The sequence below is a fragment of the Streptomyces sp. SudanB25_2051 genome (assembly GCF_964272635.1).
Classification (GTDB): domain Bacteria; phylum Actinomycetota; class Actinomycetes; order Streptomycetales; family Streptomycetaceae; genus Streptomyces.
The window spans coordinates 5,440,210-5,462,677 of sequence record NZ_OZ186787.1 but is presented as its reverse complement, the minus strand read 5'-3'; the positions used below and the strand labels follow the sequence as shown (position 1 = coordinate 5,462,677).

Sequence of the window (22,468 nt, the reverse complement as noted above, 5' to 3'; positions counted from 1 at the left end):
TTCTCACTCGTCACTCTCAGTGCTCCGCGCCAGGGTCGGCGTGGCGAGGATCTCGTCGGCGGCGCGTCGCGCGTCGGCGATGACGGCGGGGATGCCCACCCCGTCGTACGCCGCGCCGCACACCCGCAGTCCGGGCAGCCCGGCCACCGCGTCGCGGATGCGGGCGACGCGCGCGACGTGGCCCACGGGGTACTGCGGGAGGCCGCCGATCCAGCGGGTCACCTCCGTCGCGACGGGCTTCGCGGTGAGTCCGACGGCGTCGTGGAGGTCACGCAGCGACACCGCGGCGAGGTCGGCGTCGTCCCAGCCGAGGTGCTCCTCCTCGCCGTACCGCCCGATGGAGGTGCGCAGGACGAACAGGTCGTCCGCGCCCTCGTCGACCCAGCCCCACTTGCGGCTGGAGAACGTGGACGCCTTGATCGTGCGCCCGTCGACGGGCGGCACGAGGAAGCCCGACCCGGCGGGCAGCGCCGCCGCGTCGGAGCGGCGGAAGGCGAGGGTGACGAGGACCATCGAGGCGTACTCGATCGTCGCGAGCTCGGCGGCGGCGGCCGGGGACTCGGCGGCGAGCAACTCGGACGCGGACCAGGCGGGCGTGGCGAGGACCACCGCGGCGGCGTGGAGGACGTCTCGTTCGGTGCGGACCTCCCAGCCGCCGGGGCGGCGGGTCAGGCCCTGCACGCGGGTGTCGCGGCGGATCTCGCCGCCGCCCGCGGTGACGGCCCGCGCGACGGCGTCCGGCAGCAGTCCGATGCCGCCCTCGATACCGGCGAACACCGGCCCGTCGGCGGCCGCCCGGGCGGCCTCGGCCTGCACGGCCCGGACGGCGTCCGTGAGCGTGGGGTGGCGGCGCGCGGCCTCGTACAGCTTCGGTACGGCGGCCCTCATCGAGATCCGGTAGGCGTCGCCCGCGTACACCCCGCCGAGCAGCGGTTCGACGAGCCGGTCGACGACCTCGCGGCCCATGCGCCCGGCGACGTACGCGCCGATGGCCACGTCGTCGCCCGGGTCGTTGGGCGGCAGCTCGCGGTCCCGTCCGACGGCCCGCAGGCCCTCCTCGGACAGCAGTCCGGCGAGCGCGCCCGCGTCGCCGGGGACGCCCATGAGATGCCCCTTGGGCATGGGGCGCAGCGCGTCGCGGGTCCAGACGGACGCGGTGGCCGTGGCGGGCGGCCGCACGCGTTCGCCCAGGCCCACGGCGCGGGCGAGTTCCACGCCCTCGGGGCGGCGGGCGAGCATCGACTCGGCGCCCAGGTCGACGGGCGCCCCGGCGATCTCCCCGGCGCGGAGCTTGCCGCCGACGCGCCCGGACGCCTCCAGCAGGACGACGTCGCGGCCGGCCTCGACCAGGCGGTGTGCGGCGGCCAGTCCGGCGATGCCGCCGCCGATGACGACGACCCGTCCGCGGGCGCTGTCCACGTTGTCCGTGTTCATGGGTCCACTGTCTCAAACGCCGATACGAGTCCCGAACGTGACCCATCCGCAACCGGGGGCCGCAACCGGCACGCCACCCTCGTACGTCGAACCCACGCAACGGCACCGAACCCCGGGGGGGACCATCCATGCCGAAGTCGACACGTCCACGCCGCGCCCTCGCGGCCGTACTGCTCGGCGCCTCGCTGGCGCTGGCCGGGTGCTCGGGCGGGGGCGAATCGGGAGCGACCGCGGACCGGGCGGCGGCCCAGGAGGCGGCGCGGGACGCGCAGGGGCCCGGGTACGGCGCCGGTGCGCAGTCCGGCGGCGCGGGCGGCGCGAAGGCGGCGCGGCCCGGCGCCGTACAGCAGCACGTCATCCGGACCACGACGCTGTCCGTGGAGGTGGAGGACGCCGACGAGGCGCTGGCCCGCGCCCGGGACGCCGCCGCGAAGGCGGGCGGGCACGTCGCCGACGAGTCCACGCGGCGGCACCGCACGGGCGGTCTGGCCTCGCGCATCTCGCTGCGCGTCCCGCAGGCCGCGTACGAGGACGTCGTCAAGGAGCTGGCGGGCACCGGGAAGCTGCTGTCGCGGCGCGCCGAGGCCAAGGACGTCACCGATCAGGTCGTCGACGTGGAGAGCCGCATCGCCACGCAGCGGGCGAGCGTCGCGCGGGTGCGCGAGCTGATGGACCGGGCCGAGCGGCTGAGCGACATCGTGGAGCTGGAGCGGGAGCTGAGCGCCCGTCAGGCGGATCTGGAGGCGCTGCTCGCGCAGCAGGCGTCGCTGAAGGACCGCACTGCGCTGGCGACGATCACGCTGGAGCTGAGCGAGCCGGAGACCGCTCCGGCGCGGGACGACGACGAGCCGGGTGTGATGGACGCGCTGCGCGGCGGCTGGGAGGCGCTGCTGACGTCGCTGACGTGGTTCCTGCTGGTTCTGGCGGCGCTGGCGCCGTGGCTGGGCCTGCTGGGCGTCGTGTTCCTCGTGTGGCGGCGGGTGCTGGCTCCGTGGCGGGCGCGCCGCCGCGCGAGCCGGCCGGGGCGGCCGGTGCGCCAGGGGCCGCCGAACCCGTGGCCCCCGATGGCGGCCGCTCCCCGCACGGGCGCGCCGGCGGGCGGCGCGCAGCTGCCCCCGCAGGACCGCGCGGCGCAGGGCCGGCCGGCACACGACCCGTCGGCGCGGGGCGGGTCGGCGCGGGGCCCGGCCGGGCAGGCGCCGTCGGATGCCGGGCGGGGCGGGGCGTCCGACGCCCCGCCGGCCCCGGAGGAGGGCCGGGACTGACCGTCGCGGCACGGCCCGTAGCGTGGTGCCCATGGATCGAGGCACACGCGGGAGTACGGGCCGGCAGCGGCTGGTGGTGGTCGGCGGCGACGCGGCGGGCATGTCCGCCGCGTCGCAGGCCCGCCGGCTGAAGGGGCCGGACGAGCTGGAGATCGTGGCGTTCGAGCGGGGCCGCTTCACGTCGTACTCGGCCTGCGGCATCCCGTACTGGGTCGGCGGCGACGTCACCGACCGGGAGCGGCTCATCGCGCGGACGCCCGAGCAGCACCGGGCGCGGGACATCGACGTGCGGCTCCGCTCGGAGGTCACCGAACTCGACCTGGACGGCGGCCGGGTGCGCGTGCGCGACCTGGAGTCGGGCACCGAGTCGTGGACCGGGTACGACCGGCTGGTCCTGGCGACCGGCGCCCGTCCGGTGCGCCCGCCGCTGCCGGGCATCGACGCGCCGGGCGTGCACGGCGTGCAGACGCTGGAGGACGGGCAGGCGCTCCTCGACACGCTGGACGCCACCGAGGGGCGGCGGGCCGTCGTCGTGGGCGCCGGCTACATCGGCGTGGAGATGGCCGAGGCGCTGCTGAACCGGGGCTACGAGGTGACCGTCCTCAACCGGGGCGAGCAGCCGATGTCGACGCTCGACCCGGACATGGGGCGGCTGGTCCACGCGGCGATGGACGGCCTGGGCATCACCACGGTCGGCGGCGCGGAGGTGGCGGAGATCCTGACCGGCGCCGACGGGCGCGTACGGGCGGTGGCCGCGGGCGGCGAGGAGTACCCGGCCGACGTGGTGGTCCTCGGGATCGGCGTGGAGCCGGAGACGGCCCTGGCGCGGGCGGCGGGTCTGCCGCTCGGCGCGTTCGGCGGGCTGCTCACCGACCTGGCGATGCGGGTGCGCGGCCGCGAGGAGGTGTGGGCGGGCGGCGACTGCGTGGAGGTGCTGGACCTGGTGTCCGGCCGGGAGCGGCACATCCCGCTCGGCACGCACGCCAACAAGCACGGCCAGGTGATCGGCGCGAACGTGGCGGGCGGCTACGGGACGTTCCCCGGCGTCGTGGGGACGGCGGTGAGCAAGGTCTGCTCGCTGGAGATCGCCCGCACGGGCCTGCGGGAGCGGGACGCCCGCGAGGTGGGGCTGCGGTACGTGACGGCGGTGACCGAGTCGACGAGCCGGGCCGGGTACTACCCGGGGGCTGCGCCGATGACGGTCAAGATGATCGCCGAGCGGCGCACGGGCCGGCTGCTGGGCACGCAGATCGTGGGCCGCGAGGGCGCGGGCAAGCGCGTGGACATCGCGGCGGTCGCGCTGACGGCTGGCATGACGGTGGATCAGGTCGCCGCGCTCGACCTGGGGTACGCGCCGCCGTTCTCGCCGGTGTGGGACCCGGTGCAGGTCGCGGCGCGCAAGGCGGCGGCAGCGGTGCGCGAGGCGGGCTGAGCGCGCGGCCCCGGGCCCGTACGGCCGTTCGACGCGGGTGCGGGCCGCCCTCTAGGGTCGGCGCATGATCACTTCTTTCAGTGAGGGATTCGTCCGCGCCACGGAGCCGCACGCCGCCTGGGGCATGGAGCAGCTGGAGGCGTTCACCGGCTTCCTGCCGTCCGCGCCGTGGACGGCGGACCTGGACGCGTGCGTGTACCGGCAGGGCGGGATCGAACTGCGCGTGGGCCTGCTCGGCACGTTCGACCAGTCGGACGGCTCCTGGCTGTGGGGCTGGGCCAATCCCGGCTTCGCGGGTGCGCCGGTGGTGGCGGCGGCCGAGGCGCTGCGCCGGTTCGGCGAGGAGCGCGGGGTGCCCGAGCTGGCGCGCGAGGCGGTCGACCTGTCGGGCTTCGACGACCCGGCGATGGCGGTGGAGCGCCTCGCGTTCGGCGCCATGGGCCTGCTGGGCGCGGCCGGGTACATCGGCGTGCAGGCGGGCCCGGCGACCCGCGCGTACCTGGTGCCGGACGACCCGCGGGTGCCGGTGCAGGCGCCGGACCCGGTGACGCTGCCGCGGGTCCTGCTGACGGCCGTGAGCGCCCTCCCGGACGCGGCGCCCCGGGCGGTGGTGGCCGGCTACTTCGCCCGGCACGGCCTGCCCGCGCATCCGGCGGAGCCCGGCGCCCTGGCCGCCGGCCTGCCGAACGGCTCGTCGGTGAACGTGACGTTCGACGCGGCCGGCCGCATCGCCCAGGTGAACGTGAGCGCCGTCGGCGCGCGGGGCGCCTAGCGGGTCGTGCGGGTGTGGACGTAGTCGACGAGGCGGGTCAGGGCGTCCGGGTCCGTGGTGGGCAGGACGCCGTGGCCGAGGTTGAAGACGTGGCCCTCCAGGCCGGACGCGGCGTCCAGCACGCGGCGGGTCTGCTCCTCGACGGCCTCGCGCGGGGCGAACAGCACGGCCGGGTCCAGGTTGCCCTGGAGCGCCTTGCCGGGGCCGACGCGGCGGGCCGCCTCGTCCAGCGGGACGCGCCAGTCGACGCCCACCACGTCGGCGCCCGCCTCGCCCATGAGGCCGAGCAGCTCGCCCGTACCGACGCCGAAGTGGATGCGCGGCACGCCGTACCCGGCGACGGCGTCGAAGACCTTCGCGGACGCGGGCATCACGGAGCGGCGGTAGTCGTCCGGGGCCAGCGCGCCGACCCAGGAGTCGAACAGCTGCACCGCGGAGGCGCCGGCCTCGATCTGGACCTTCAGGAACGCCGCGGTGATGTCCGCCAGCCGGTCCAGCAGGTCGGCCCACAGCTCCGGGTCGCCGTACATGAGCGCCTTGGTGTTCTCGTGGTTGCGCGACGGGCCGCCCTCCACGAGGTAGCTGGCGAGGGTGAACGGCGCACCCGCGAAGCCGATGAGCGGCGTGGAGCCGAGCTCGCCGGTGAGCATGCCGATGGCCTCGGTGACGTACGCGACGTCGTCCGGGGTCAGGTCGCGCAGCCGCGCCAGGTCCTCGCGGCGGCGGATCGGCTCGGCGACGACGGGGCCGACGCCGGGCTTGATGTCCAGGTCGACGCCGATGGCCTTGAGCGGCACGACGATGTCGCTGAAGTAGATCGCCGCGTCGACCTTGTGGCGCCGCACGGGCTGCAGCGTGATCTCGGTGACCAGCTCGGGCCGCATGCAGGACTCCAGCATGGGGACGCCCTCGCGGACCTTCAGGTACTCGGGGAGTGAGCGCCCCGCCTGGCGCATGAACCACACCGGCGTGTGCGGCACGGGCTCGCGCCGGCATGCCTTGAGGAAGGCGGAGTCGTACGTCTGCGTCGGGGGGCCCGAGGGGCGGCTGTTGGCACTCACGCATCGCATCTTCGCATGTGCGGGTGCGCGGCCACGCGGGGCGGGCGGCACGGACCGGGTGTCTTGCCCTGCGCCGGGCCCCCGTTCCGCCTACTCTTCCCCGCATGGCTGCGGCTCAGGAACAGTTCTCCGGTCACTCCGACGGCGCCGAGGGCACGGGCGGCGGGGAGGACGGCCCCGTACCTCCCGTCTTCCGGGTCGCGGTCGACGCGCTGCGGGCGGCGCGCGTCCGCCCGGAGCTCGAACTGGAGCCGACCCGGCCGCCCCGGCGGCTCGCCCCGTGGGCGTACGCGGTGGAGGCCGCGGCCGTGGAGAACGGCGAGGACCTCGCGGACGGGCGGCTCGTACTGCTGCACGACCCGGCCGGGCACGAGGCGTGGCAGGGGACGTTCCGCCTGGTCACGCTGGTGCGCGCGGAGCTGGAACCCGAGATGGCGGCGGACCCGCTGCTTCCCGAGGTGTGCTGGTCGTGGCTGACGGGCGCGCTGGAGGCGCGGGGCCTGTCATACGGGGAGCCGAGCGGGACCGTCACCCGGGCGGGGTCGTACTACTTCGGCGGGCTGGCGGAGCGCAGGCCCGCGACCCAGATCGAGATCCGCGCGTCATGGACGCCCGAGGCCGACCGAGGCGGGGTGCCGGACACGGCGGCGCACCTGGCGGCGTGGGGCGACCTGCTGTGCCAGGTGGCGGGCCTGCCCCCGTCGGGCCCCGGCCCCCTGGAGGGCGGCGGGGCGGGCGTCGTCTCCCTCCCCCAGCGCCGGGGCCCGCACCGGGCGTAGCCCCTCGCGGCCCGGCCGTCGTCGCCCTGGGGGCTGTTCGGTAGCACGCTCGTTCACGCTCGCTCGCGCGTCCGAATTGCACCAATTGTTACCTAGTAATCCGTGATCTCCCCCTAAAGGAGGACGGCATTGCTGCCGAAGAGGTCTGTGACCCTATCTGCACGGTTCACCCCGGCGACTTCCCCGAGCCGGCAGTGTCCCGCACCTTCCCAGGAGGCCTGGTGTCCGTTCTCCTCGAGCAGCCCGCAAGCCTGGTCGCCTACCGCCCGAACAAGCCGACGGCCATGGTCGTCGTGGCCGACCCGCGCGTCCGCTCCACCGTGACCCGCCATCTGTGGGCGCTCGGAGTGCGTGACGTCATCGAGGCGTCGTCCATCGCGGAGGCCCGCCCCCGTATCGGCAACCCGCGCGACATCTGCGTCGCCGACGTCCACCTGCCCGACGGCTCCGGCCTCACCCTCCTGTCGGAGACCCGCGCCGCCGGCTGGCCCAACGGCCTGGCCCTGTCCGCCGCCGACGACATCGGCGCCGTGCGCAACGCGCTCGCCGGCGGCGTCAAGGGCTATGTCGTCACCGGCACCCGTACGAACATCGGGCACCCCACCCGTCCCGGCGCCGCCCCCATCGGCTCCGCCGCCGCCCGCCTCCACCGCCGCCCCCCGGGTGCCCCGAGCCACCCGGGCGGCTACCGCGAGCTGTCCGGCCGGGAGGTCGAGGTCCTGCGGCTGGTGGCGGAGGGCCAGTCGAACAAGGCCATCGGCGTCTCCATGGGGCTGTCCGCCCTGACCGTCAAGTCGCACCTCGCCCGCATCGCCCGCAAGCTGGGCACCGGCGACCGGGCCGGCATGGTCGCGGTCGCGCTGCGCACCGGCATCATCCACTGACCGTCCCCGATCCCTCCCCGCCCGTCGACGGAACGTTCCGTCGGCGGGCGCCTCCCGTTCACCGATACCCTTGACAGGTGACCGACGCCCAAGACACCGCAGCAGAGACACCACTGCGAACCACCGGGGGCGGCCCTCCGGACGACGGCGTCGCAGCCGACGGGGCGGCCGCCTCGGAACCGATCCCCTTGCTGGAGCCCCGCGAGGGGGTCCCGCCCGTCGTGGCCGACGCCGAGGCCCTGGCCCGCGTCGTCGAGGCCTTCGCCGCCGGTACCGGACCGGTCGCCGTCGACGCCGAACGGGCGTCCGGCTACCGCTACGGCCAGCGGGCCTATCTGGTGCAGCTGCGCCGCGAGGGCGCCGGTACGGCGCTGATCGACCCCGTCGGATGCCCCGACCTGTCCGCGCTCGGCGAGGCCCTCGACGGCACGGAGTGGATCCTCCACGCCGCGACCCAGGACCTGCCGTGCCTGCGCGACATAGGCATGGTGCCGTCCGAGCTGTTCGACACGGAGCTGGCCGGCCGGCTCGCCGGGTTCCCCCGCGTCGGCCTCGGCGCGATGGTCGAGTCCGTCCTCGGGTACGTCCTGGAGAAGGGCCACTCCGCGGTGGACTGGTCCACCCGCCCGCTGCCCGAGCCCTGGCTGCGCTACGCCGCGCTCGACGTGGAGCTCCTGGTGGACCTGCGCGACGCGCTGGAGAAGGAGCTGGACCGGCAGGGCAAGCTGGAGTGGGCCCGCCAGGAGTTCGCCGCCATCGCCGCCGCCCCTCCCCCGCCGCCCCGCAAGGACCCCTGGCGCCGCACGTCCGGCATGCACAAGGTGCGCCGTCGCCGCCAGATGGCCGTCGTACGGGAGCTGTGGACCGCCCGTGACCGGATCGCGCAGCGCCGCGACGTGTCGCCCGGCAAGGTCCTCAGCGACGCCGCGATCGTCGAGGCGGCGCTCGCCCTGCCGGCGAACGTGCAGGCCCTGACCGCCCTGCCCGGCTTCGGGACCCGGATGGGGCGCCGTCAGCTGGAGCAGTGGCAGGCCGCCGTGGACCGCGCCAAGGCCCTGCCGGACACGCAGCTGCCGCAGCCCGGCCAGCCCGTGGCGGGCCCGCCCCCGCCGCGCGCCTGGGCGGACAAGGACCCGGCCGCCGCGGCGCGGCTGTCGGCGGCGCGTACGGCGATCTCGGCGCTGGCCGAGTCGCTGAACCTGCCCCAGGAGAACCTGATCGCCCCGGACACGGTCCGCCGGGTCTGCTGGGAGCCGCCGCAGGATCCGACCGAGGAGTCCGTGGCCGAGGCGCTGGCGGGCCACGGCGCCCGCCCGTGGCAGATCGAGCAGGTCACGCCCGCCCTGGTGACCGCCCTGCGCACGGCCAGGCCCTGAGGCTCTCGCCGGGCGGGCCGACGCCTGAGGTCCGCTCCCGCGTGGCGAAGGGCTCCCGGCACCCGCCCCGCGCGGTGCGGGACGTCTGAGGTCCGCGCCGGGGTGGGCCTCGGCGGGGCCGCGCCGGTGCGGGCCGTCCCGGGGACAGGAGTGTCACGCCGCCGCCCCCTTCCCGGGCCGCACCGGGAAGGGGGCGGCGGCGCGTCCGTACGCCGGTCGTCCGGTCAGACGGTCGCCGGGAAGCGCTCCCAGACGCGGTGCGCGGGCAGCAGCGTGAGCACCTCGGCGAGCGCGCGGGCGCCGGAGTCCGCGACGACGACACCCGGCGCGTCCAGCGGCACCCCGGCCGCCTCCAGCGCGGCCTCCGCGCCCGCCCAGACCGCGATCGCCTTCGCGTGCCGGAACGCCTCGGAGGCCATCAGCAGCACCCGCGGGTCCACGCCGCGCGCCGCCGTGGCCGCGTCGCCGGCCTTGGCGTCGCGCACCCCGTTGGCGTCGGAGCCGCGCGCCGGGACGCCGGCCAGCAGCAGCGCGTCGAACTCCGTGGACCGCGCCGTGACGAACGTGCGCTGCACGGCGACCGGATCGCCGCCGTCCGCGTCGAGCATCCCGCCCGTCGGGCCGATCACCAGCGGCACCAGACCGGCTTCCAGCGCGGCGCTGCGGGCCGCCCGTACGCCCTCCAGGTCGCCGTCGGGCGCGGCCACGATGCCGACGATCCGGCCCTCCACCGGCCAGGTCCGCCCGACCTGCGACAGGGCCGGACTCGGCGCCACGTCTGCGAGCGGCACGGTCGGCTCGGGCGCGGGCAGCCCCAGGCCCTCCGCGACGCGGGCGCACAGCACCGGGTCGATGTTGGCCAGGACCTTCAGCGCGCGCTCCTTGATCGCCTGCTCGTAGCACTTGCCGAGCTCGAAGGTGTAGGCGCCGATGATGTGCTCGCGCTCGGGCGGCGACATGCTGAGCCAGAAGCGGCGCGGCTGGCTGAAGTGGTCGGCGAAGGTCTCCGGCGCCTCCCGCTCCTTCTTCGCCTCCGGCACCCGTACGGGGCTCTCGATGTACGCGCCGGTGTCCGCGCCCGCGAGGAACGGGCAGCCGCCGTCGAGGGAGTTGGGGCGGTACGGCGCGACGCCCCGGTGGACGGCCGTCTGGTGCATGCCGTCGCGGAACATGTCGTTGACGGGGGCGTGCGGGCGGTTGATGGGGAGCTGCGCGAAGTTCGGCCCGCCGAGGCGGCTGATCTGCGTGTCGAGGTACGAGAAGAGGCGGCCGCTCAGCAGCGGGTCGTCGGTGATGTCGATGCCGGGGACGAGGTGGCCGGGGTGGAAGGCGACCTGCTCGGTCTCGGCGAAGAAGTTCGACGGGTTGGCGTTGAGGGTGAGCAGCCCGATCGGCTGCACGGGCGCCAGCTCCTCGGGGACGATGTTCGTCGGGTCGAGCAGGTCGATGCCCTCGAAGGTCTGCTCGGGGGTGTCCGGGAAGGTCTGGATGCCCAGCTCCCACTGGGGGAAGGCGCCCGCCTCGATGGCGTCGGCGAGGTCGCGGCGGTGGAAGTCGGGGTCGACGCCGTTGATGATCTGCGCCTCCTCCCACACGAGGGAGTGGACGCCGAGCTTCGGCTTCCAGTGGAACTTCGCCAGGGTCGTGCCGCCGTCGGCGTCGACCAGGCGGAAGGTGTGGACGCCGAAGCCCTCCATCATCCGGTACGAGCGGGGGATGCCCCGGTCGGACATGTTCCACAGCGTGTGGTGCGTGGCCTCGGTGTGCAGGGTGACGAAGTCCCAGAAGGTGTCGTGGGCGCTCTGCGCCTGCGGGATCTCCCGGTCCGGGTGGGGCTTGCCCGCGTGGATGACGTCGGGGAACTTGATGGCGTCCTGGATGAAGAAGACCGGGATGTTGTTGCCGACCAGGTCGAACGTGCCCTCGCTGGTGTAGAACTTCGTGGCGAAGCCGCGGGTGTCGCGGACCGTGTCGGCGGAGCCGCGCGAGCCGAGGACGGTGGAGAAGCGGACGAAGACCGGGGTCTCGGCGTCCTTGGCGAGGAACGCCGCGCGGCACACGTTCGACGCCGTGCCGTAGCCGCGGAAGACCCCGTGGGCCGCGGCGCCGCGGGCGTGGACGACACGCTCCGGGATGCGCTCGTGGTCGAAGTGGGTGATCTTCTCGCGCAGATGGTGGTCCTGGAGCAGCACCGGGCCGCGCGCGCCCGCCTTGAGGGAGTGGTCGGTGTCGTGGAGGCGGGCGCCCTGCGCGGTGGTCAGATACGCGCCGGACTGGGCGACGCGCGCGCGGTCGGCGCCGGTGGGCTGGCCGGTGGGGCCGACCGTTTCGGGGCCGGTCTGGTCGGGTTTGGGCGGGAGCGGTTCGCGCACCTCGGTGGGTTCGTCCACGGACGGGGGCTCGGGGGCGGGGGCGCCGGGGATCGGGGGGTTCGTCATGCGGCCTCCTGCGACGGGACTGGTTCGCCTGAGCCTTGACCGCCGTGGTGCCGGGGCTAACGCCCGGCACGCGGACGTCCGCCCAACGGCACACGCGGTCGCGGCGTCCGGCCGGGTGCCCGCCCGCCCGCTTTCCAACCGCCCTTTCCGGCGGGCCGGGGCGGGTCAGTCCGCGAGCAGGTCCACGAGCAGCACCGCGGTGACGATCAGCACGGCGAGCAGACGCAGCGCGACCACCCCGTCCACGGCGTGCCGCGTCACATGGCCGGGGGCGAGCCGGAGGAGCCAGGTGAGGGCCACCGAGACCAGGACACCGCCGGCCGACCAGGCCAGCCCCTCGTGCCCGTCCGGCACGGGTGCGCCCGGTACGGCGGTGGCCGCCTCCAGGCGCATCGCGAGCGAGAGCAGCAGCCAGCCGAGCGCCAGCGGCACCGTGACGGCGCTCTCCAGCACCACGAAGAAGAACGGGGCCGAGCCGCGCCGCCGAGAGCCGCCCCGGGTCTGCGGCGGGACGGCGTCGGTCAGGGGAGGGGTGTCGGTCATGGGCGGCATCCTGCCCGCTCCGCCGCCCCGCCCGGGCGGTTTCCGGCCGACTGCGCCCGGGGCTCCCGGTACGGCGGTACGCGCCGGGCGAGGCCGGTACGCGCCGCAGGCCCCGCGCCGGGACGAGGGCCGTCCGCGCCCCTTCAGTACGGCAGGACGCGCTGGACGCGCGGTTCCGGGGCGTCGAAGCGCAGCCCGTTCTCGTCCAGGGCGTTGAACACGGTCACCCGGCCCGTCCCGAAGACGAAGCCAACCTCGACGCTCCCCCGCGCGGCGTCGCGCCCGGTCCACTCGAGCGGTTCCGCCCGTCGCAGGGGCAGTCCGCGCAGGGCCCGGAGCTCCGGCAGGGGCTCGGCGCGCCACTCCAGGTCGAAACCCGGCCACCCGAGCGGGCGAGCGGGGTCGACGGTGTTCCAGGTGAGGGACAGCTCGCCGGTCTTCCCGTGGTTGATCTCGACCTGTTCGCCGTCGAAGTCGAACACGACCGGGCAGTCGGCGAACCAGGTGTCGTCCCCGAGGTCCCAGGCCAGGCGGACCGCGGTGAGCGTCCGGCCGGTGAGGGCGCGCAGCCGGTCGCCGTGCCGGCGGGCGATGTCGCGCGGGCGGCGCAGCCAGTCGGGCCGGTAGCCCTCGATCCCGAAATCGAACACCCGGCTCATCCTGCCAGGGCCGCCCGCACGGGCCGAGGGGTGAGCCGCCACGTTCCGGGAGGGCGGACGGGCGAGGGTGGGCGGTGTGACCTTCGACGCTCCGGGCGGGGGGACTGTGCAGTCTGGTTACCCGTAAGTAGCATGGGGGTGAGCAAGCGCGCGCTTAGCCGCGTGCGCCGCAGCAGTGCCATCCCGCACCCTGGAGGAGAGCCATCGTGCCTCGTACCGTCAGGGACGTCGTCTTCGTCGACGGCGTCCGCACCCCGTTCGGCAAGGCGGGCCCGAAGGGCATCTACCACGAGACCCGCGCCGACGATCTCGTCGTGAAGGCCATCCGGGAGCTGCTGCGCCGCAACCCCGGCCTCGACCCGCAGAAGATCGACGAGGTCGCCGTCGCGGCGACCACCCAGATCGGCGACCAGGGCCTGACCATCGGCCGCATGGCGGGCATCCTCGCCGGCCTGCCGCAGTCGGTGCCCGGCTACGCCATCGACCGGATGTGCGCGGGCGCGCTGACCGCCGTGACGACGGCCGCGGGCTCCATCGCCTTCGGCGCGTACGACGCCGTCATCGCGGGCGGTGTCGAGCACATGGGCCGCCACCCCATGGGCGAGGGCGCGGACCCGAACCCGCGCTTCGTGTCGGAGAAGCTGGTCGACGAGTCCGCCCTCTTCATGGGCATGACCGCGGAGAACCTGCACGACCGCTACCCGCACATCACCAAGCTGCGCGCCGACGAGTACGCCGTGCGCTCCCAGGAGAAGGCCGCCAAGGCGTACGCCGACGGCAAGATCCAGCAGGACCTGGTGCCGATCTCCGTGCGCCGCACGAACGCCGAGGCCGGCGAGACGGGCTGGGGCCTGGTCACCGCCGACGAGCCGATGCGCCCGGGCACCACGCTGGAGAGCCTGGCCAACCTGAAGACGCCGTTCCGCGTCCACGGCCGGGTCACCGCCGGCAACGCCGCCGGTCTCAACGACGGCGCCACCGCGTCGATCATCGCGTCCGAGGAGTTCGCGCGCGAGAACGGCCTCCCGGTCAAGATGCGCCTCGTCTCGTACGCCTTCGCCGGCGTCGAGCCGGAGGTCATGGGCTACGGCCCGATCCCGGCGACCGAGAAGGCCCTCGCCAAGGCGGGCCTGTCCATCGAGGACATCGGCCTGTTCGAGATCAACGAGGCGTTCGCCGTCCAGGTCCTCGCGTTCCTCGACCACTACGGCATCGCCGACGACGACCCGCGCGTCAACCAGTACGGCGGCGCGATCGCCTTCGGCCACCCGCTGGCCTCCTCCGGTGTCCGTCTGATGACCCAGCTGGCCCGCCAGTTCGAGGAGCAGCCGGAGGTCCGCTACGGCATCACGACCATGTGCGTCGGCTTCGGCATGGGCGCCACGGTCATCTGGGAGAACCCGAACCACAAGGACGCCGGAGGCAGCAAGTGACCACCACCGCCGAGCTTTTGAAGGGTGCGGCCGAGCTGTTCCCCGACGAGGTCGTCACCGCGGCGCACGTGCGCCACTTCGACCTGCCGCTGGGCGCGGGCCGGTTCGCGCTGATCACGCTGGACAACGGCTTCGACCACACCAAGCCGACCACGTTCGGCCCGCAGTCGCTGGCCAACCTGAACGCGGCGCTCGACCAGGTCGAGAAGGAGGCCGCCGACGGCGAGATCGTCGGTGTCGGCCTCACCGGCAAGCCGTTCATCTTCGCGGTCGGCGCCGACCTCAAGGGCGTCGAGCTGCTGAAGCGGCACGAGGACGCGCTCGCCATCGGCAAGGGCGGCCACGACGTCTTCAAGCGGCTGTCCGCGCTGGCCGTCCCCACCTTCGCGTACTACAACGGCGCGGCGATGGGCGGCGGTGTCGAGGCCGGTCTGCACTGCACGTACCGCACCGTGTCGAAGGCCCTGCCGGCCTTCTCGCTCCCCGAGGTGTTCCTGGGCCTGGTGCCGGGCTGGGGCGGCTGCACGATCCTGCCGAACCTGATCGGCGCGGACCGCGCGGTCTCGGTGATCATCGAGAACTCGCTCAACCAGAACAAGCAGCTCAAGGGCAAGCAGGTCTTCGAGCTGGGCATCGCCGACGCGCTGTTCGAGGGCGCGGACTTCCTGGAGCAGTCGCTGCTGTGGACCGCGAAGGTCCTCAAGGGCGATGTCACCGTGGAGCGTCCCGAGGTGGACCGCGGTGAGGCGTGGGACGCCGCCGTGGCCCGCGGCCGGTTCATCGCGGACGGCAAGGTGCACGGCGCCGCCCCGGCCGCGTACCGCGCGCTCGACATCATCGAGGCGGCCAAGGACGGCGACCTGCAGAAGGGCTTCGACGCCGAGGACGCCGCCCTCGCCGACCTGATCATGGGTGGCGAGCTGCGCTCCGGCATCTACGCCTTCAACCTGGTGCAGAAGCGCGCCAAGCGCCCGGTCGGCGCCCCGGACAAGAGCCTGGCCCGCCCGGTCACCAAGGTCGGTGTCGTCGGCGCCGGTCTGATGGCCTCGCAGCTGGCGCTGCTGTTCCTGCGCCGCCTGGAGGTCCCGGTCGTCCTCACCGACATCGACCAGGAGCGCGTCGACAAGGGCGTGGGCTACGTCCACGCCGAGATCGACAAGCTGCTCGGCAAGGGCCGCGTCAACCAGGACAAGGCCAACCGCCTCAAGGCGCTGGTGACCGGTGTCCTGGACAAGGCCGAGGGCTTCGCCGACGCGGACTTCATCATCGAGGCCGTGTTCGAGGAGATGTCCGTCAAGCAGAAGGTGTTCGCGGAGGTCGAGGCGGTCGCCCCGGCGCACGCGATCCTCGCCACGAACACCTCGTCGCTGTCGGTCTCCGAGATGGCGTCCAAGCTCCGCAACCCGGAGCGCGTGGTCGGCTTCCACTTCTTCAACCCGGTCGCGATCCTCCCGCTGCTGGAGATCGTCCGCGGCGAGAAGACCGACGACGCCTCCCTGGCCACGGCGTTCGCCGTCGCCAAGAAGCTGAAGAAGACCGCGGTGCTGGTGAAGGACGCCCCGGCGTTCGTCGTCAACCGCATCCTGACCCGCTTCATGGGCGAGATCCAGAACGTCATCGACGAGGGCACCCCCGTCGCGACGGCGGAGAAGGCGGTCGAGCCGCTCGGCCTGCCGATGTCGCCGCTGGTGCTGCTGGAGCTGGTCGGCCCGGCCATCGGCCTGCACGTGTCGGAGACCCTGAACCGGGCCTTCCCGGACCGCTTCACGGTGTCCCCGAACCTCAAGCGGGTGGTGGAGGCCGGCAAGCGCGGCTTCTACGTCTACGACTCGGGCAAGCCGGAGCTCGACCCGGAGGTCGCCGCGCTGCTCCAGCAGGGCGACTCCGTCCTCACCGAGGAGCAGGTCCGCGACCGCGTCCTGGACGCCGTGGCGCAGGAGATCGGCCTCATGCTGGAGGAGGGTGTCGTCGCCGAGGCGCAGGACATCGACCTGTGCCTGATCACCGGCGCCGGCTGGCCCTTCCACCTGGGCGGCATCACGCCGTACCTGGACCGCGAGGGCGTCTCCGAGCGGGTGAACGGCAAGCGGTTCCTGCCGCAGGGCGTCGCGAGCGTCCCCGCGTAAGCGGCCGTCGCCGAGCCTGACGGGCCGTACGGGATCGCCTCCCGTGCGGCCCGTCCGCCGTTCTCCGCCCCCGTCGCGTCCGTCGCGCGCCGGGGGCCGCCGCTCAGTCCTCGGCCAGGGCGTCCAGGAGCGACTGGCCGTACTTGGCGAGCTTGTTCTCGCCGACGCCGCTGACCGCGCCCAGCTCGGCGAGGCTCGCGGGCGGGGCGACGGCGATCTCCCGCAGCGTCGCGTCGTGGAAGACGACGTACGCCGGGACGCCCTGCTCCCTGGCCGTGGCCGCGCGCCAGGCGCGCAGCCGCTCGAAGACGGGCAGCGCCTCCTCCGGCAGGTCCACGGGCGCGGCCTTCTTCTTGCCGCCGCCGGACTTCGCGGACGCGCGGGCCGGCTTCTCCGGCTCGCTGCGCATCGGCACCTGCCGGCGGCCGGACAGCACCTCGGCGGAGTCTTCGGTGAGGGCGAGCGTGTTGTACTCACCCTGCACGGCGAGGAGCCCCTGCGCGAGCAGCTGCCGTACGACACCGCGCCACTGGGCCTCCGTCAGCTCCGTGCCGATCCCGAAGACGCTCAAGCCGTCGTGGTCGAAGCGGATGACCTTGTCGGTCTTGCGGCCCAGCAGGATGTCCACGATCTGGCCGACGCCGAACGACTGTCCGCGCTCCCGCTTCAGCCGGACGACCGTGGAGAGCACCTTCTGCGCGGCGACCGTGCCGTCCCACGTCCTGGGCGGCGTCAGGCACGTGTCGCAGTTGCCGCAGGGGCCGCTCTCCTGGCCGAAGTAGGCCAGCAGCCGCACGCGGCGGCACTCGACGGTCTCGCACAGTGCCAGCATCGCGTCGAGGTGCGCGGCGAGGCGGCGGCGGTGCTCCTCGTCGCCCTCGCTCGTGTCGATCATGCGGCGCTGCTGCACCACGTCGTTCAGCCCGTACGCCAGCCACGCCGTGGACGGCAGGCCGTCGCGGCCGGCCCGGCCGGTCTCCTGGTAGTACCCCTCCACGGACTTCGGCAGGTCGAGGTGCGCGACGAACCGGACGTCCGGCTTGTCGATGCCCATGCCGAACGCGATGGTCGCGACGACGACCAGGCCGTCCTCCCGCAGGAACCGCGACTGGTTCTCGGCGCGGGTGCGGGCGTCGAGCCCCGCGTGGTACGGGACGGCCTCGATGCCGTGCTCCACGAGGAACGCGGCGGTCTTCTCGACGGACGCGCGGGACAGGCAGTAGACGATGCCGGCGTCGCCCTCGTGCTCGCCGCGCAGCAGGGCGAGGAGCTGCTTGCGCGGCTCGTTCTTCGGGACGATGCGGTACTGGATGTTGGGCCGGTCGAAGCTGGCGACGAAGTGCGCCGCGTCCTGGAGCTTCAGCCGGGAGGCGATCTCCGCGTGGGTGGCGCGGGTCGCGGTGGCGGTCAGGGCGATGCGCGGCACGTCGGGCCAGCGCTCGTGGAGCTGGGACAGCTGGAGGTAGTCCGGCCGGAAGTCGTGGCCCCACTGGGCGACGCAGTGCGCCTCGTCGATGGCGAACAGCGAGATCGTGCCGCGCTCCAGCAGCCGGAGCGTCGACTCGACGCGCAGCCGCTCCGGCGCCAGATACAGCAGGTCCAGCTCGCCGGCGAGGAACTCGGCCTCCACCAGCCGCCGCTCGTCCAGGTCCTGCGTCGAATTGAGGAACCCGGCGCGCACCCCGGCGGCGCGCAGCGCGTCGACCTGGTCCTGCATGAGCGCGATCAGCGGCGAGACGACGACGCCGACACCGGGGCGGACCAGCGCGGGGATCTGGTAGCAGAGCGACTTGCCGCCGCCGGTCGGCATGAGGACGAGCGCGTCACCGCCGCCTATGACGTGCTCGATGATCTCCCGCTGCTGTCCGCGGAACGAGTCGTAGCCGAAGACCCGGCCGAGGACCGCGAGGGCCTGGTCCGGGTCGGATGCGTGCGGGGAAGTCATTCGGCAATAGTACGAGCGCGGCGCGCGGCCCGGAGGAATCAGTCCGGCGCCTGTGGATAACGTGGACGGCATGACCTCCCCCCTGCTCATCGTGGACGCGGCGAACGTCGTGGGTTCCGTACCGGACGGCTGGTGGCGTGACCGCCGGGGCGCGGCCGAGCGGCTGCGGGACCACCTCGCGCGGTACGCGGCGGACGGGGTGCCCGGTCTGCTGCCGGGCCCGCTGGAGGTGGTGCTGGTGGTGGAGGGCGCCGCGCGCGGTGTGGAGCCGGTCCCCGGGGTGCGGGTGGTGGCCGCGCCGGGCGAGGGCGACGACACGGTCGTGGAGCTGGCCCGCGCGGCGGCGGGGCGGCGCTGTGTGGTGGTGACGGCCGACCGGGAGCTGCGCCGCCGGGTCGCCGGGCACGGTGCCGAGTGCGCCGGGCCGCGTACGGTGCGGCCCGGTTAGGGGACGGCGTACACGGCCCGGCGCGCGGCGGGTCGGCGGGTCAGCGGGGAGGGGGGCGGGTGCCTTCGGGTACGGGGTCGATGCCGCGGCCGAGGAGGCTTCGGCGCCGGCCGTACGCGAAGTACACGACGACGCCGATGGCCATCCAGATCCCGAAGCGCAGCCAGGTCTCGGCCGGCAGGTTCAGCATCAGCCACAGCGAGGCGGCCACGGAGGCGATCGGCAGCCACGGCACGAGCGGGGTGCGGAAGGAGCGCGGCAGGTCGGGGCGGGTGCGGCGGAGGATGACGACGCCGATGGCGACGATGACGAACGCGAACAGCGTGCCGATGTTCACCAGCGTGGCCAGCTCGTCGATGCTGGTCATCCCGGCGATGACGGCGATCAGCACACCGAGGAGCACGGTGGCGCGGTAGGGGGTGCGGAACGTCGGGTGGGTGCGGGAGAAGAACCGCGGCAGGAGGCCGTCGCGGCTCATGGCGAAGAACACGCGGGTCTGGCCGAGCAGCAGGATCATGCAGACGGTGATGAGGCCGACGGCTGCGCCGAAGCTGATGAACCCGGCGTACCAGGGGTGGCCCGTGGCCTTGAAGGCGTCGGCGAGCGGCGCGTCCACCGACAGCCGGCTGTAGTGCTGCATGCCGGTGACGACGATGGACACGGCCACGTACAGGGCGGTGCAGATGAACAGCGAGCCGAGGATGCCGCGCGGCATGTCGCGCTGCGGGACGCGGGTCTCCTCGGCGGCGGTGGCCACGACGTCGAAGCCGATGAAGGCGAAGAAGACGACGGACGCGGCGGTGAAGATGCCCATGACGCCGAAGTTCGTCGGCGCGTATCCGAAGAGGACCTGGACCAGCGGGGCGTCGAGGCCGGCGCCGGCGGGCTGCTGCTGGGCCTTGGGGATGAACGGCTGGTAGTTGGCGGCCTTGACGAAGAAGGCGCCCGCGACGATCACGACGAGGACGACGGTGACCTTGATGACGACGACCAGCGCCGTGAGCCGGGCGGACAGCTTCATGCCGAGCACCAGGACGCCGGTGAGCAGCAGCACCAGGAGGAACGCCAGGAGGTCGAAGCCGAAGCCGTGGACCTCGTCCGTGCCGGACAGGGACTGCGGGAGGTGCCAGCCGATGTTGTCGAGGAGCGAGCGCACGTACCCGGACCAGCCGACGGCGACGACGGCGGTGCCCAGCGCGAACTCCAGCACCAGGTCCCAGCCGATGATCCAGGCGGCCAGCTCGCCCAGCGAGGCGTACGCGAAGGTGTACGCCGAGCCGGCGACGGGGACCGTGGAGGCGAATTCGGCGTAGCAGAGCGCGGCCAGGGCGCATACGATGCCGGCGGCCACGAAGGCGAGGGCCGTGGCGGGTCCCGCGGTCTCCTTGGCGACCTTGCCGGTGAGGACGAAGATGCCGGTGCCGATGATCACGCCGACGCCGAACACCGTCAGGTCGAGCGCGGACAGCGATCTGCGCAGTGCGTGCTCGGGCTCCTCGGTGTCCCGGATCGACTGCTCGACCGTCTTGGTGCGGAACAGGCCGCTGCTCCGGCTCGCCGCCGGGTCGCTCTGTGTACTCACCCCGTCATGATCCGGACACCTGGCCGGATCACGCGCGCCCACGGGCCTGTTGTCACACGAATGGGCCGGTGGGACCACCCGAACAGGGTGGTCCCACCGGCCCACGGGCCGTCGCCGGCCGGTCGTCCAGCCGGTCAGTCGCGGACCGTCTCCGTGGCCTTCGCGCCGCGTGCGGCGGCCGCCGCGCGGGGCTCGCCGTCCGTGCCGACCCGCGCCTGGTGCAGGCCGTCCAGCTTGGAGACGAGACCGGTGACCTGGCGGGCGATGTCCGGGGCGGTCAGACCGATCTCGGCGAGGACCTCGCCGCGGGAGGCGTGGTCGAGGAAGCGCTGCGGGATGCCGAAGTCGCGCAGCGGCACGTCCACGCCCGCGTCGCGCAGGGCCTGCGCGATGGCGCTGCCGACACCGCCGGCGCGGCCGTTGTCCTCGACGGTGACGACGACGCGGTGGCGGTCCGCGAGCGGGGCCATGGCCTCGTCCACCGGCTTGACCCAGCGCGGGTCGACGACGGTGGTGGAGATGCCCTGCTTGTCGAGGAGGTCGGCGATCTCCAGGCACATCGGGGCGAGCGCGCCGATGGAGACGAGCAGCACGTCCGGCCGGTCGGTGCCCGGCTCGCGCAGGACGTCCATGCCTCCGACGCGGGAGACGGCCTCGACGGCCGGGCCCACCGCGCCCTTGGAGTAGCGGACCACGGTCGGGGCGTCCTCGACGGCGACGGCCTCGCGCAGCTGCGCGCGGACCTGGTCGGCGTCGCGGGGCGCGGCGATCCGCAGGTTCGGCACGACCTGGAGGATCGACATGTCCCACATGCCGTTGTGGGAGGCGCCGTCCGTGCCCGTGACACCGGCCCGGTCCAGTACGAACGTCACACCGCAGTCGTGCAGGGCGACGTCCATGAGGACCTGGTCGAAGGCGCGGTTGAGGAACGTCGCGTAGACGGCGACGACCGGGTGCAGGCCGCCGGTGGCGAGGCCGGCGGCGGAGACGGCGGCGTGCTGCTCGGCGATGCCCACGTCGTAGACGCGGTCCGGGAACTCCTTGGCGAACTTGTCGAGGCCCACCGGCTGGAGCATGGCCGCCGTGATGGCGACGATGTCCTCGCGCTCCTTGCCCAGGGCGACCATCTCGTCGGCGAAGACCGAGGTCCAGTCGGCGCCCGAGGAGGCGATCGGCAGGCCCGTGTCCGGGTGGATCTTGCCGACGGCGTGGAAGCGGTCCGCCTCGTCCTGGAGGGCGGGCTGGTAGCCGCGGCCCTTCTCCGTGAGGCAGTGGACGATGACCGGCCCGTTGAACCGCTTGGCCCGCTGGAGCGCCGACTCGACGGCGGCGATGTCATGGCCGTCGATGGGGCCGACGTACTTCAGGCCGAGGTCCTCGAAGAGGCCCTGCGGGGCGATGAAGTCCTTCAGGCCCTTCTTCGCCCCGTGCAGCGTCTCGTACAGCGGCTTCCCGACGACCGGGGTGCGGTCGAGGATGTCCTTGGTGCGGGCGAGGAACCGCTCGTACCCGTCGGTGGTGCGCAGGGTGGCCAGGTGGTTGGCGAGGCCGCCGATCGTGGGGGCGTAGGAGCGCTCGTTGTCGTTGACGACGATGACGAGGGGGCGGTCCTTGGCGTCGGCGATGTTGTTGAGCGCCTCCCAGGCCATGCCGCCGGTGAGGGCGCCGTCGCCGATGACGGCGACGACGTGGTCGTCGCGGCCCAGCAGCTCGTTGGCCTTGGCGAGGCCGTCCGCCCAGCCCAGGACGGTCGACGCGTGGGAGTTCTCGATGAAGTCGTGCTCGGACTCGGCGCGCGCCGGGTAGCCGGAGAGGCCGCCCTTCATCTTCAGCCGGGAGAAGTCCTGGCGGCCGGTGAGCAGTTTGTGCACGTACGACTGGTGGCCGGTGTCCCAGAGGATCTTGTCCTTCGGGGACTCGAAGACGCGGTGCAGGGCGATGGTCAGCTCTACGACGCCGAGGTTCGGGCCGAGGTGGCCGCCGGTCTTGGAGACCGCGTCGACGAGGAAGGTGCGGATCTCCGAGGCCAGCCGGTCAAGCTGCTCCGGGGAGAGCCGGTCGAGGTCGCGCGGTCCCCTGATACGGGTCAGCAATGCCACCCGTGCCTCCTTGCGTGTTGGGCTGGTCGAGGTTGAGCCGGTCGAGCGTGCCGATCCGCCGAGTCTAATGTTCCGTCCCGGAGTGCGGACATCGGGCCATGCCCCCGAGGGTGCTGCGATGATCACACCTTCGGCCGACACGAACGTACGCCGATGTACCCCTGTGCGGGCGGCGCGACGCACCTCACGGCC

The 22,468-nt window shown here is 73.9% G+C and carries 17 protein-coding genes; 9 read left to right on the top strand and 8 right to left on the bottom strand.

The window, feature by feature from the left end:
* Positions 1-3: 3 nt before the first annotated feature.
* Positions 4-1,434 carry a protoporphyrinogen oxidase gene (gene hemG / locus ACSUPT_RS24050; RefSeq protein ID WP_436945492.1) on the bottom strand — a complete coding sequence of 477 codons (1,431 nt, stop codon included), beginning with the start codon at positions 1,432-1,434 and terminating at the stop codon, positions 4-6.
* Between the two features lie 128 nt (positions 1,435-1,562).
* Here hemG and ACSUPT_RS24045 point away from each other — a divergent pair, with 128 nt between their 5' ends.
* The 3 genes from ACSUPT_RS24045 (at position 1,563) to ACSUPT_RS24035 (ending at position 4,903) form a co-directional block, all read left to right on the top strand.
* A complete protein-coding gene (locus tag ACSUPT_RS24045; protein ID WP_436945491.1) occupies positions 1,563-2,699 on the top strand; it encodes a DUF4349 domain-containing protein in 1,137 nt (378 codons plus the stop codon).
* Positions 2,700-2,730: 31 nt separating this feature from the next.
* A complete protein-coding gene (locus ACSUPT_RS24040; protein WP_436945490.1) occupies positions 2,731-4,131 on the top strand; it encodes an FAD-dependent oxidoreductase in 1,401 nt (466 codons plus the stop codon).
* A 64-nt stretch (positions 4,132-4,195) separates the two neighbouring features.
* Positions 4,196-4,903, top strand: coding sequence for a DUF6882 domain-containing protein (locus ACSUPT_RS24035; protein WP_361664602.1), 708 nt, complete (start codon positions 4,196-4,198; stop codon positions 4,901-4,903).
* On the opposite strand, the gene hemE is transcribed toward ACSUPT_RS24035, so the two are convergent.
* Positions 4,900-5,964, bottom strand: coding sequence for a uroporphyrinogen decarboxylase (gene hemE, locus ACSUPT_RS24030; RefSeq protein ID WP_351964884.1), 1,065 nt, complete (start codon positions 5,962-5,964; stop codon positions 4,900-4,902). The two genes, ACSUPT_RS24035 and hemE, sit on opposite strands and share 4 nt — an antisense overlap.
* 104 nt (positions 5,965-6,068) lie before the next feature.
* On the opposite strand from hemE, the gene ACSUPT_RS24025 reads away from it, so the two are divergent.
* The 3 genes from ACSUPT_RS24025 (at position 6,069) to ACSUPT_RS24015 (ending at position 9,003) form a co-directional block, all read left to right on the top strand.
* On the top strand, positions 6,069-6,743 hold the full coding sequence (locus ACSUPT_RS24025; RefSeq protein WP_361664599.1) for a DUF3000 domain-containing protein: 675 nt from the start codon (positions 6,069-6,071) through the stop codon (positions 6,741-6,743).
* Positions 6,744-6,964: 221 nt separating this feature from the next.
* Entirely contained in the window at positions 6,965-7,627 is a 663-nt protein-coding gene (locus tag ACSUPT_RS24020) for a response regulator transcription factor (protein WP_023590528.1), read from the top strand.
* Positions 7,628-7,704: 77 nt separating this feature from the next.
* Positions 7,705-9,003 carry an HRDC domain-containing protein gene (locus ACSUPT_RS24015; RefSeq protein ID WP_436945489.1) on the top strand — a complete coding sequence of 433 codons (1,299 nt, stop codon included), beginning with the start codon at positions 7,705-7,707 and terminating at the stop codon, positions 9,001-9,003.
* Positions 9,004-9,227: 224 nt separating this feature from the next.
* Here the strand turns inward: ACSUPT_RS24015 and ACSUPT_RS24010 are convergent, their stop codons facing one another.
* From ACSUPT_RS24010 to ACSUPT_RS24000, 3 genes are all read right to left on the bottom strand, one after another.
* Positions 9,228-11,441, bottom strand: a complete 2,214-nt coding sequence (locus tag ACSUPT_RS24010; protein WP_436945488.1) for a catalase — start codon at positions 11,439-11,441, stop codon at positions 9,228-9,230.
* A 165-nt stretch (positions 11,442-11,606) separates the two neighbouring features.
* Positions 11,607-11,984, bottom strand: coding sequence for a hypothetical protein (locus ACSUPT_RS24005; RefSeq protein WP_436945487.1), 378 nt, complete (start codon positions 11,982-11,984; stop codon positions 11,607-11,609).
* Between the two features lie 143 nt (positions 11,985-12,127).
* Positions 12,128-12,634, bottom strand: coding sequence for a hypothetical protein (locus ACSUPT_RS24000; protein WP_436945486.1), 507 nt, complete (start codon positions 12,632-12,634; stop codon positions 12,128-12,130).
* Between the two features lie 215 nt (positions 12,635-12,849).
* Here ACSUPT_RS24000 and ACSUPT_RS23995 point away from each other — a divergent pair, with 215 nt between their 5' ends.
* Both ACSUPT_RS23995 and ACSUPT_RS23990 read left to right on the top strand, forming a co-directional pair.
* On the top strand, positions 12,850-14,076 hold the full coding sequence (locus ACSUPT_RS23995; protein WP_351964890.1) for a thiolase family protein: 1,227 nt from the start codon (positions 12,850-12,852) through the stop codon (positions 14,074-14,076).
* Positions 14,073-16,202, top strand: a complete 2,130-nt coding sequence (locus ACSUPT_RS23990; RefSeq protein WP_403498295.1) for a 3-hydroxyacyl-CoA dehydrogenase NAD-binding domain-containing protein — start codon at positions 14,073-14,075, stop codon at positions 16,200-16,202. The genes ACSUPT_RS23995 and ACSUPT_RS23990 overlap by 4 nt, the downstream gene beginning before the upstream one ends.
* 103 nt (positions 16,203-16,305) lie before the next feature.
* On the opposite strand, the gene recQ is transcribed toward ACSUPT_RS23990, so the two are convergent.
* Positions 16,306-18,147 (bottom strand): DNA helicase RecQ, encoded by a 1,842-nt coding sequence (recQ, locus tag ACSUPT_RS23985; RefSeq protein ID WP_365727012.1) that lies wholly within the window; start codon positions 18,145-18,147, stop codon positions 16,306-16,308.
* Between the two features lie 70 nt (positions 18,148-18,217).
* Here recQ and ACSUPT_RS23980 point away from each other — a divergent pair, with 70 nt between their 5' ends.
* Positions 18,218-18,595 (top strand): NTP pyrophosphohydrolase, encoded by a 378-nt coding sequence (locus ACSUPT_RS23980; RefSeq protein ID WP_351964893.1) that lies wholly within the window; start codon positions 18,218-18,220, stop codon positions 18,593-18,595.
* A gap of 40 nt (positions 18,596-18,635) precedes the next feature.
* Here the strand turns inward: ACSUPT_RS23980 and ACSUPT_RS23975 are convergent, their stop codons facing one another.
* Both ACSUPT_RS23975 and dxs read right to left on the bottom strand, forming a co-directional pair.
* The gene (locus tag ACSUPT_RS23975) at positions 18,636-20,177 is read right to left on the bottom strand and encodes an amino acid permease (protein WP_351964894.1); all 1,542 of its coding nucleotides are present in this window, start codon (positions 20,175-20,177) and stop codon (positions 18,636-18,638) included.
* Positions 20,178-20,311: 134 nt separating this feature from the next.
* Positions 20,312-22,276, bottom strand: coding sequence for a 1-deoxy-D-xylulose-5-phosphate synthase (gene dxs, locus ACSUPT_RS23970; protein WP_351964895.1), 1,965 nt, complete (start codon positions 22,274-22,276; stop codon positions 20,312-20,314).
* Positions 22,277-22,468 lie beyond the last annotated feature (192 nt).

What these genes read in the sequence shown, in the direction of transcription:
- hemG (WP_436945492.1), bottom strand. Translation starts at nt 1,434, where the DNA reads ATGAACACGGACAACGTGGACAGCGCCCGCGGACGGGTCGTCGTCATC.
- ACSUPT_RS24045 (WP_436945491.1), top strand. Translation starts at nt 1,563, where the DNA reads ATGCCGAAGTCGACACGTCCACGCCGCGCCCTCGCGGCCGTACTGCTC.
- ACSUPT_RS24040 (WP_436945490.1), top strand. Translation starts at nt 2,731, where the DNA reads ATGGATCGAGGCACACGCGGGAGTACGGGCCGGCAGCGGCTGGTGGTG.
- ACSUPT_RS24035 (WP_361664602.1), top strand. Translation starts at nt 4,196, where the DNA reads ATGATCACTTCTTTCAGTGAGGGATTCGTCCGCGCCACGGAGCCGCAC.
- ACSUPT_RS24025 (WP_361664599.1), top strand. Translation starts at nt 6,069, where the DNA reads ATGGCTGCGGCTCAGGAACAGTTCTCCGGTCACTCCGACGGCGCCGAG.
- ACSUPT_RS24010 (WP_436945488.1), bottom strand. Translation starts at nt 11,441, where the DNA reads ATGACGAACCCCCCGATCCCCGGCGCCCCCGCCCCCGAGCCCCCGTCC.
- ACSUPT_RS24005 (WP_436945487.1), bottom strand. Translation starts at nt 11,984, where the DNA reads ATGACCGACACCCCTCCCCTGACCGACGCCGTCCCGCCGCAGACCCGG.
- recQ (WP_365727012.1), bottom strand. Translation starts at nt 18,147, where the DNA reads ATGACTTCCCCGCACGCATCCGACCCGGACCAGGCCCTCGCGGTCCTC.
- ACSUPT_RS23980 (WP_351964893.1), top strand. Translation starts at nt 18,218, where the DNA reads ATGACCTCCCCCCTGCTCATCGTGGACGCGGCGAACGTCGTGGGTTCC.